The sequence below is a fragment of the Flavobacterium sp. genome, from assembly GCF_027484945.1.
GTDB lineage: Bacteria > Bacteroidota > Bacteroidia > Flavobacteriales > Flavobacteriaceae > Flavobacterium.
The window spans coordinates 18,561-28,732 of record NZ_JAIXRZ010000057.1 but is presented as its reverse complement, the minus strand read 5'-3'; the positions used below and the strand labels follow the sequence as shown (position 1 = coordinate 28,732).

Genomic DNA, 10,172 nt, shown 5'->3' with positions numbered 1-10,172 from the left:
CATGATACGTGTCGCCTCTATCTAGATCAAAAACAATGGGACCTGTTGTTTAGACCAAAACTAAACTAATCCAAAAAATCTCGAGCTGGATTCCTTGATTTCAAAAAATAAAACGGTATTTTTAGTATGTATTTTTTGAATTTACTGACTTCAAGAATCAATTAACGCCTTTTTTATATGGAATCAATCGAAAATCAACCGAAAAAAAACAAAATCGGATTTTTAATTTTGGGTATTCTTATTGCAATTGCCCTTCTCGTTATTTATTGGTTAAATCAGTCGTTGAAGGAGGATGCTAAAGGAATTGCTGCTCTACAATCAAACGTTGCCCAACTTCAACAAGAATTGAAATCAATTAAAACCAAAAAGCGACAAGTTGAAATCAATAGGGATTCGTTGCAAAAAAACTTGGACTATTTATGGCAATATAAAACCTTGGTGCAATCTTCAAAAGTTCGTGATCAAGTAGGGGATAATTTTAATTTTCAACCGGGTGATCGGGTTCGTTTAAAATCTGATTCAAGTATTGTGGTGATAACCGATTTAATGGTAGGAGGTAACCGGTATAATTATTATGTCAAGTTTTTGGTTAAAAACAGTAAAGGTGCTTCGGCAGAAGTTTCTCCTTTGGAACTAGAAACCGTAAAATAAAAGATTTTATCTATTTGCCAATCTAATGATTGAAGTTGTCTTAATGCTACAAGTGAACGATTTTCTTACACTAAAGTAGATAACGTAGTAGCATTATTTATTGAGCAACCAATGCTACTAAAAATTAGTGGTAACCGCATCTAGTGAAAGAGGTTTTTTCAAATACCCACGAACAAATGGGTTGCTTTTAGACCGACTAATATCGTTTGAATTGGTTGAAGAACTCAGGATAAAAATATCGATATCGTAGTTCAAATTTGTTTTGAGTTGTTCAAACTCTTTTAAAAAACCCCATCCATCAAGAACGGGCATATTCAAATCCAAAAGCACTAAAACCGAATCCGATTCATTAAACGAATTATTATAATCAACTAGTTTTTGAAGTGCTAATTTGCCATTGTAGACCGTTTCAATAGTGGAGTTGATTCCCGCTTGTTTCAAAATTTTTTTATGCAAAAAATCAATGATAACATCGTCATCTACTAAAAGTATATGTTTTCGTTCTTTACGCATTTTGAATGTTTTTTGAAATGGAAAAATAAAACGTACTTCCTTTATTAATGGTCGAATTAACCCAAATATCTCCTTGATGAATAGTTGCAATCTTTTTACAGTGTGCCAATCCAATTCCATTCCCTTCAAAGTCGGTAGGGTTGTGTAATCGTTTGAAAATTAAAAAAATCTCTTCATATTTATTTTCTTCAATCCCAATGCCGTTATCACTTATTTTAAAAACCCAATGAGTCGATTGGTCTTCGTAGGAAATTGAAACGACCGGTACTACCGTTTCGGATGTGTATTTTATGGCATTACTAATAATGTTTTGAAACAACATACGCATAAAAGTAGGGTAGCAATTGATATTGGGTAATTCACTCGTACTAATTACTGCACTGTATTTCTTTATTTTTGACGATAAATCAACTTGAATTTCTTCAACCAGTTGGTTTAAATCAATACTTTTCAGTTCTTCTCTATTATCAATACGACTGTATTCCATTAACGCATTAATCAAAGTTCGCATACGCAATGCCGATTTGTTAATAAAATCCAAGCAAAGTTGCCCTTCTTCATTTAATGCGCTTTTATGGTATTCTTTCAACAAATCCGAATAACCAATAATTGAAATTAAAGGTTCCTGTAAATCATGAGAAGCAATGTAAGCAAACCGCTCAAGTTCTTTGTTTTTTTCAGTTAAAATTGCGTTTTGCTGATTTAATAAGTTTTGTGACTCTTTTAATTCGGTAACATCAATTCCATATCCAATCATACTGTTTAATTCGCCATCAACATAGACGGGGTAAAACCGTCGATAAATGTAAACCGTTTTATCATTTCTTTTAATTTCGTCGACCCAATCCACCTGTTTCTTGGTAGATTTTGCCAAATTAAAATACCCTCTTCGTTCTTCAGCCAGGGTAGTGTCTAAATCTTTGAGCGCACAATAGTCAAAATCATTTTTGTTGATTAACCACTTTCGAAGTGCATCATTTTCTACCCCTCGTTTATTAATGAATTTATAATTATGATTTTCATCAAACACTGCAATATCAGCAGGGATGTTATCGAGTACTAAATTGTTGAACTTTCCTTTTTTTACTATTTCTGCTTCTATTTTTTTATTTTCCGAGATATTTTTGATTACGCCATTCAATATAAATTTCCCTTCCAAATTGATGACATTGGCTGTGATTTCAAACCAAAACATCTCCTTATTCACTTCAAACCTTCCGATATAACTAAAATTTGAATCCTCATTAGAAACACGGTTGATTTTATCTAAAAATAACTGAAAATCTTCAGGATTGAAATAAACAAATTCCAACCAATTTTTATTGTGGGTTGGAATAGTAATGGGGAAAATAGTTGAAAAGGATTCACTCAAGTAGGTAAAATAATTCGTATTAAAACTTTCAACCACAAATTCAAAAATCGCAACCGGTAAATTGCGATAAAAAATATTTAGCTCATATTCTTTTTTCTGAATTTCCTCCTCTTGTTTTTTATTTTCTGTAATATCATTTACAATCAGTAAATAATTTGAATCCGAATAAATGTCGCGATGGGAAATGGTAACTGAAAAAGACTTTAATTGGCCAGCAACATTAATCTCTGAGGTAAACTGTATTTCATGATGTGCTGCAATTATTTTTCTTTCGATCTCCCAATTGGATTTTGATTTAAATTTTTCAAATATATTCCAGATGAAAACTCTTTTATTGGCTTCTTCAAGTGCAAAATAATTACGTGATGTTTTATTGGCATAAATTAATTTTCCAGTAGTATTAAATACAAAGACACCTTCTTTAATTGTATCCAAAAATTGATTGTAAATATTAAATTGATGTTCAAGCATACGGAGTCGCTTTGAACTTGAATCAATTGGAATAATAGTAGTTACTTGGATATAAAGAATGTTTAAATTAGAAGCATCATTTGGTTGATGTAGCTTTAGAGTAAGGTTGAATCTTTCAATACCATTTGAATAGATGAAATTGTCTACCGTTCTTTCCTGCTGGAGAGCAATTGGGTCTTCGAGATAAAGAATATCGGCAATATTTTGATTGAATAGTTGATCAATTTCGTTACTAAAAAAATCGAGCCCAGCTGGATTAACATGACTTATATTAAATTTGGTATCCAATACCAAAGCGGGAATTGGGACCGAATCGATTAATTTTAGTATTTGATCTGTATCTTTCATTCAATAAAGATTAGTCTATCAATATCGATTACAAAATTCAAGCATTAATTTAAAATAAAGTGTAAACAATCGTTAATATTGATGTTTAAATATACAATTATATTTTCAAATCATTTGTGTTTACTAGAATGTTTTATATAAATTGGCCATAGATTTTTTTCAAATTTGTTTTTTAATACAACAATGAATATAAATACGTATCACTATAAAATACTACTATTAGGAATTCTATTTGGATTTCTGCTCACGTCATGTAATAGTGTAAATTACCGTTTTTCAAATGAAAAATACTTGAGAATGAATGCACTAAATACACAAGCGCTAAAAATGTATGAGGGGATACATGATACGGTATTTGTGCGTTTGAAAAATAATGAGGGTCAATTTCTGTTGGATATGAAGTATGCAACTGCTGAAAATTTCCTTAAAACACCAGTTTATGACTGTTCAGAATGTTATTTGCGGATGAAAACCATTCGAAATCTCATTGAAGCAAATAATGAGTTTTTACAATTGGGCTATCGTATCAAATTATTCGATTGTTACCGTCCTTTGGATATTCAAAAGAAAATGTGGCAAATAATGCCCAATGCCGACTATGTGGCTGACCCACAAAAGGGTTCGATTCATAATCGTGGAGGGGCTGTGGATCTCACATTGGTAGATCTAAATGGAGTCGAACTCGATATGGGAACACCATTTGATCATTTTGGACCCGAAGCAGCCCATGCCTATAAAAAGTTGCCTAAAAAAGTTCGTGCCAATCGCGCGCTTTTAAAAGAAATTATGTTACGTCATAATTTTAAGTCGTTTAAATCCGAATGGTGGCATTATAACGTATTTGAATCCAATAAAGATCCTTTAGCTAATTTTAAGTGGATTTGTAACTAAACTTTTTTGGTGAAAAGGATTACTTTTCGTTGATCGTTCAGTGTAACAAAGAATAAATAATCATCCCCACCATCTTTTAATTTTGCCTTTTTACGAATTGTTTCAACGGTTTCTGGAAAATTTCGAGTAGCAATATTGTACTTTCTGCCACTGATTTCCTTCAGTGTTTCTTTTGAATAATCGGCTTGTGCCACAATTTTAAAGCGTCTACCCGGAAATTCAATACATGCATTTGAGGTATATAAATGGGTGTGCGGATGCAATTTCGTTAATTGTTTTTCATCGGCTAAGTGGTCCTGACCACCCGACTTTAGTAAGGCAGCATTGGGCTCATAAAGATAGGCCTGAGGAAGCGAAAGTTGAATGCTTGGGTTGCTACCTCTGGTGTAAGAATAATGATGTTTATCTTCTAGTGAATGGATTGCAACTGCATGGATAGTAATCGGCCCCGTCCAGCCATTTTCTAAAATAAACAATAACTCTTTTACTTCATTATTAACAGCAACCACAACTACATTTTTAACAAATTCAAGCTCGCGTAAAGCGGCAGTAATGTCTAATAATGGAGCTGTTTTTATAAGGATATGATGGGTAAAGTTCCAATAGTCTGCCAAAAAATAAGGAATATTGGGTTCGCAATCGGCCAATAAAAAAACTTTCCCCTTTGTTTCGTTTCTTCGGGAGGGATCAATATAAAGCCAGTCTATATGTTGATTGTTTTTTTGAAGCCATTCCAATCCATCGCTAGTAATACATGTAATATTTTCTTTTTTGAGTTGATTGAAATTGTGTTGGGCAATTGCGGATAATTCCGGGTTATGCTCGCAGTGTACAACACGATTCATTGTATGTGAAAAATAATAGCTATCAACACCCAAACCACCAGTTAAGTCTACCAAGGTTTCGCCTTCAACCCATTGGCTTTTGAAAGCAGCCGTTAGTTCTGAGGAGGTTTGTTCGATTGATATTTTTGGTGGATATATTATATTTTTAGTTCCAAACCAAGTTGGAAGTTTCTTTTCCGATTTGGATTTTGCTTCAATTTGATTTAACAGATACTTGTAATCGATGTCGGGAAAGGGATTTTTCTTAAAAGCAATTTCATTAATTGATTGCTTTAAATTAACGTTTATAAAATTCTGAACATCAATATTTAAAATTTTATCAAACGACATTTTATAGTTTTTTGGTGAAAAGTTGAATCCAGATCGTATTTGGAAAAAATTCTTTAGCAATTACCTTTAAGATGGTAAAAGTTGGCACAGCGATAATCATACCGGGAATTCCAAATAGTATGCCTGCAATTAAAACAACCAAAAATATTTCTAAAGGATGCGATTTCACACTTTTTGAAAAAATTAAAGGCGAAGTAATATTGTTGTCAATAAGTTGAACCACAGTAAATCCAATTAAAACATAAACCGTTGTAGGCAATGCTACTGTCGAAAAATCAGCATTAATTAATGATAACAGGGTTAAAATACCCGCAAGTCCAGTTCCAATAAGTGGACCAACGTAGGGGATAATATTTAGTAATGCACATAAAAAAGCAATGATAAACGCGTTATCGACTCCAAAGACCAAGAGTACAATAAGGTATAATATACAAACCACAAACAACTGAACAATAAGTCCAGTAAAATAGCGGCTTAACAAGTCGCGGATTTTATCTACTGAATTTAATAGTTGTTCTTCATGCGAATCGGGTATAACCTGTTTTATATAATCAATAAATTGAACTTTGTCTTTAAGTAAAAAAAAGGTAATAAAAAACACCGAAACAATTCCAATTCCAATGCTGCTAATTGTATCAATAAGCGTGTTCAAAAATTCGGTAATAGAATTGAACTTAATCTTAGTACTTAGATCGGTTTCTTTAAAAAGACGGTCAAAATCCATATTATGGCTAAGTAAATAATGGTCAAGTTGCCGGTAAAGCTCCAGGGTTCTCATTTCTATTGCACTAGCATTCAATAAAGATAATTTATTGCCTTGATCGATAATAAGAGGTACAAATAATGCGCCTAATCCTACCAATAAAAAAATAAGTAGTAGTAAAGTTGTTACTACCGCAAAAGTGGTGTTGAATTTTAACTTTCGATTAAAAAATAGCACAATGGGATTAGCAATTAAAGCAAGTATTAAAGCGACGATTAAATAAACAATAACCGCTTGTATTTGATAGATAAAATAGATCCCTAAACTTGAGAGAAGTACCACTCCAAGAGCACGTAAAATTCCGAGAGCAATTGTTTTTGAGGTAATCATAGGGTTTTGTTTAAAAGTGTAAAAATAAAAAAAACCCGACTGTTATCACAATCAGGTTTTTGTAGAATATAAATTGTTTATTAAGGTTGTGCAAAAGAATTTCTAGCGCCACCAGCCACAAACAAAGCATTAATACGCGATTTTTGACCTGTTGTAAACATGTACATACCGCGGTCGTCAGTATAGTCCATGTAATTCATAGTCATTTCTACGGGTGTTCCGGTACAAGTGCTGTAATGTGGGTAAACGGGTACGCCATAATTAGCAGCATTATGTTGTGGAGTATCAGATACCAAGTCACTGCCACATGTGGTATCGCCCCAAATGTGACGTAAATTTAACCAATGCCCAACTTCGTGAGTAGCCGTACGTCCTAGATTATAGGGTGCATTAGCTGTGCCTGATAAACCAAAGTATTTAGAATCCATTACAACACCATCGGTTGCCGAAGAGCCGCCTGGGAATTGTGCATACCCTAGAATTCCACCTCCAATAGTACATACCCACATATTTAATTTAGTTGTAGGTGCGCTAGGTGCAATTCCGCCTTGATTTGTTTTTTTCATAGCGTCACGAGTACCCCATGACGTTTTGGTAGTCGATTTACGGATCACTTGATCCAAAACAAATGTTATACCAACATTGGCTTTAACTCCAGAGAATATTGTTGGTACTAAATTAAAGTCGGTATTTGTAGCGTTAAAGTCTTTGTTTAACACATCAATTTGCGATTGGATTTGTGTTAAAGAAATATTTTCAGCCGTAGTTCTATAAAGTACATTTACTACAACTGGTATTTCTATTCGACCATTTACCAAACGGTAGGCATTTGGATTGCGTTGAACATTTTCAGTAAAATCTTCAATAGCAGAAATACGCGCCGCTAATGAAGGGTCTTCAGCCAACTGACGATTTAAAACTTCTTGCGAAGCACAAGCGCGCATACTTTTAGAATTGGATGCCTCAGGTTGCATTACATCATTGCTAGCATCATTTTGACAAGAAAAAAGAACAAAAGCCATAGCTATGCTCACTACTATTTTTTTCATAAAAACTTAGTTTGGTTAGACAACTAAATTAAGAAAATAAATTGAAATAGCTGTTAAAGAAGAATTTATTTTAAAAATCAATTATTAAATATATAATGGATAATATTTGCACCCATCTTAAGCGCTTTTTCACGAACTTCTTTTGGGTCATTATGAACATCGCTATCTTCCCAACCATCGCCTAAATCGCATTCAAAAGTATACAATACTACCAAACGATTGTTTTCGAATATTCCAAAAGCTTGAGGTCGTTTGGCATCGTGCTCATGGATTTTGGGTAAACCATTTGGGAAGGCAAAAGGGACAGAAAAGATCGGATGATTGGCAGGGATTTCAACCCAATTTTTATCGGGGAAAATACGTTTAATCTCTCTTCGTACAAACGTATCCATACCGTAATTGTCGTCGATATGCAAAAATCCTCCCGAAAGGAGGTAATTGCGTAAATTAGCAATATCTGCCGCATTAAAAACTACATTCCCATGACCAGTCATATGAATAAAGGGATAGGAAAATAAGTCCGGGCTAGATGGTTCAACCGTACTGGGTTTGGATTTAATATGAGTATTTATAGTACTGTTGCAGAATTTAATTAGATTGGGTAAGGAAGTTGGATTTGCATACCAATCGCCACCACCACTATATTTTAATAAAGCAATTTCTTGCGCATTACTCATAAATGAATAAAAAAACAGGATTCCTACAGCAATTGCTCTCATTTTTTTATAGTGTTTATTTCTTGTATTAGTGAATCGCTTTCAGTGGTTGACCAACCCATATTGGTTGACCAGCGTTTAGCTTTTTGGGCTGCCTCGAGCGCTTTACTTGGATCTTTCAACTTCAAAAATAATTTTGCAGTAAGAAGATGTTTCTCTGCATTTTCAGAAATTGCAATCGCTTTTTGCGTCCATTCAATTGCTTTTACTAACGCTGCCGGATCTTGGATGTGATTTAAATAATTGGTAGCCATATCGATTAATTGCTTCGAATCGTTGGCAAAATAGGTGTCTGCTTGTGAAAGTGTTACCTTTTGATAAGCTTTCCATTGGCGTGTATTCGCATAAATCTGGGTATCGTATTTAACGAGCAATGAATCAGTTTTTCGTAAATGAATTTTTTCAGCATACGGCCGACGTTTAAAATAATTTAAAGTATCCGACGCTTCTACATAGGCGCGCAAATTGTCTTGTACCATAAAAATAATTTTCTTTTCTACCCGTTGCGGACTTGCTGCTTTGCCAAATTCAGATTGGTGATCGATTATAAATTGAAATTCAGGAGCTTCTATTGCATTAATTCCATTAGCAATTACGCGCCAATTGAGTTCGGTAAATAAAGCATCACGGTTTTGTGTTTTTAAATAGTGCTGTGTTACGTCTGTAGCGTCAAACCCTGCTTTTCGTATAGCGGTTATCAATTTCAAGCATTTTTCAGCATTGGAGTTATCAGAATAAAATGCAGCTTTTAAAGCGTCGAATTGGTTGTCGACTTGCAAGAGTTTCATTCCTTCATCGATAAAATTTTCTTTTTTCATTTCCCCTGAAAATCCCCCAAAATACACTTCGTCATTCGACAAATAGGCAAACGTAGGGTAAGAGCGAACTTTAAAAAGTTTGGAAAATTTATTTTTAAGTTTGTTACCCGCCTCCGATTCTGCATCTACGCCAATGGTAATGTAATTTTGCGCATATGCTAGTACTACATCGGTATCTTGGAGTACCGTTGTTTTCATTTTCTTACAATGGTCACACCAATGGGCATAAAACATAACAACCAAAGGTTTCTTTTTGGCTTTAGCTTCGTTCAATGCCTCTGTATAATTGCGTTCCAAAAACAGCATATTGGCTTGGGAAAAGCCAAGGGAGGTTACTAGTAAAAGAAGTAAATATAGAATTCGTTTCATGCTATTCATTGTTAAAAACAACACTATGACATGCGACTACCGCAGCAGTTTCAGTGCGTAATCGTGTTGTACCCAAAGTTACTGGAATGAATCCTTTCGTCAAAGCAATTTCTATTTCTTTAACAGAAAAATCGCCCTCAGGTCCGACTAATAGTGTTACATCTTGATTTTTTTGTAGTTGACTTTTCAATGTTAATTTATGCGATTCATCACAATGCGCTATAAACTTTTGACCTACCTGTTCTTGACCAATGAAATTTTTATACGAAAGGGCTGGGTTGAGTTTGGGTAAATACAGTTGATTCGATTGTTTCATGGCTGCAATTAAAATTTTCTCCATGCGTTCCGCTTTAAAGACAGTTCGTTCAGAATGTTCACAGAGGATAGGTGTAATTTCATGAATACCAATTTCGGTAGCTTTTTCTAAAAACCATTCGTAACGTTCATTCATTTTTGTTGGTGCAACCGCTAAATGTAGGCGATAGGGTAAGGGTTGTTGGTGGCTTGTATCTACAATTCGCACAGTGCACTTAGTGTCGGATGCTAAGCTAATTTCTGTTGTAAATAGAAATCCTAAACCATTGGTAATATGTATCGTATCACCTTCTTTCTTTCGTAAAACTTTAATGATGTGTTTGCTTTCTTCTCGATCAAAAGTATGTGAAGTTGCATTAGGGTCTATGTCAGAAGTATAAAATAGCTGCAT

10 protein-coding genes are annotated in these 10,172 nt (G+C 34.1%); 2 read left to right on the top strand and 8 right to left on the bottom strand.

Annotated elements, in window-relative coordinates; genetic code table 11:
• Positions 1-177: 177 nt before the first annotated feature.
• Positions 178-651: a hypothetical protein gene (locus tag Q0039_RS07785; protein ID WP_297511390.1), complete on the top strand. Its 474-nt coding sequence runs from the start codon at positions 178-180 to the stop codon at positions 649-651.
• A 117-nt stretch (positions 652-768) separates the two neighbouring features.
• Here the strand turns inward: Q0039_RS07785 and Q0039_RS07780 are convergent, their stop codons facing one another.
• Both Q0039_RS07780 and Q0039_RS07775 read right to left on the bottom strand, forming a co-directional pair.
• Positions 769-1,164 (bottom strand): response regulator, encoded by a 396-nt coding sequence (locus Q0039_RS07780; RefSeq protein WP_297511388.1) that lies wholly within the window; start codon positions 1,162-1,164, stop codon positions 769-771.
• On the bottom strand, positions 1,157-3,355 hold the full coding sequence (locus tag Q0039_RS07775; protein WP_297511386.1) for an ATP-binding protein: 2,199 nt from the start codon (positions 3,353-3,355) through the stop codon (positions 1,157-1,159). The genes Q0039_RS07780 and Q0039_RS07775 overlap by 8 nt, the downstream gene beginning before the upstream one ends.
• A gap of 297 nt (positions 3,356-3,652) precedes the next feature.
• Here Q0039_RS07775 and Q0039_RS07770 point away from each other — a divergent pair, with 297 nt between their 5' ends.
• Entirely contained in the window at positions 3,653-4,246 is a 594-nt protein-coding gene (locus tag Q0039_RS07770; protein WP_297511384.1) for a M15 family metallopeptidase, read from the top strand.
• On the opposite strand, the gene Q0039_RS07765 is transcribed toward Q0039_RS07770, so the two are convergent.
• From Q0039_RS07765 to Q0039_RS07740, 6 genes are all read right to left on the bottom strand, one after another.
• Positions 4,243-5,421, bottom strand: coding sequence for a class I SAM-dependent methyltransferase (locus Q0039_RS07765; RefSeq protein ID WP_297511382.1), 1,179 nt, complete (start codon positions 5,419-5,421; stop codon positions 4,243-4,245). The genes Q0039_RS07770 and Q0039_RS07765 overlap by 4 nt on opposite strands.
• A 1-nt stretch (position 5,422) precedes the next feature.
• A complete protein-coding gene (locus tag Q0039_RS07760; RefSeq protein WP_297511380.1) occupies positions 5,423-6,514 on the bottom strand; it encodes an AI-2E family transporter in 1,092 nt (363 codons plus the stop codon).
• A gap of 80 nt (positions 6,515-6,594) precedes the next feature.
• Positions 6,595-7,563 (bottom strand): zinc metalloprotease, encoded by a 969-nt coding sequence (locus Q0039_RS07755; RefSeq protein ID WP_297511378.1) that lies wholly within the window; start codon positions 7,561-7,563, stop codon positions 6,595-6,597.
• Between the two features lie 77 nt (positions 7,564-7,640).
• Positions 7,641-8,282, bottom strand: a complete 642-nt coding sequence (locus tag Q0039_RS07750; RefSeq protein ID WP_297511376.1) for a DUF4159 domain-containing protein — start codon at positions 8,280-8,282, stop codon at positions 7,641-7,643.
• Positions 8,279-9,466 (bottom strand): thioredoxin family protein, encoded by a 1,188-nt coding sequence (locus Q0039_RS07745; protein ID WP_297511374.1) that lies wholly within the window; start codon positions 9,464-9,466, stop codon positions 8,279-8,281. Before Q0039_RS07745 ends, Q0039_RS07750 begins: the two co-directional genes overlap by 4 nt.
• A gap of 1 nt (position 9,467) precedes the next feature.
• Entirely contained in the window at positions 9,468-10,172 is a 705-nt protein-coding gene (locus Q0039_RS07740) for a 16S rRNA (uracil(1498)-N(3))-methyltransferase (RefSeq protein WP_297511372.1), read from the bottom strand.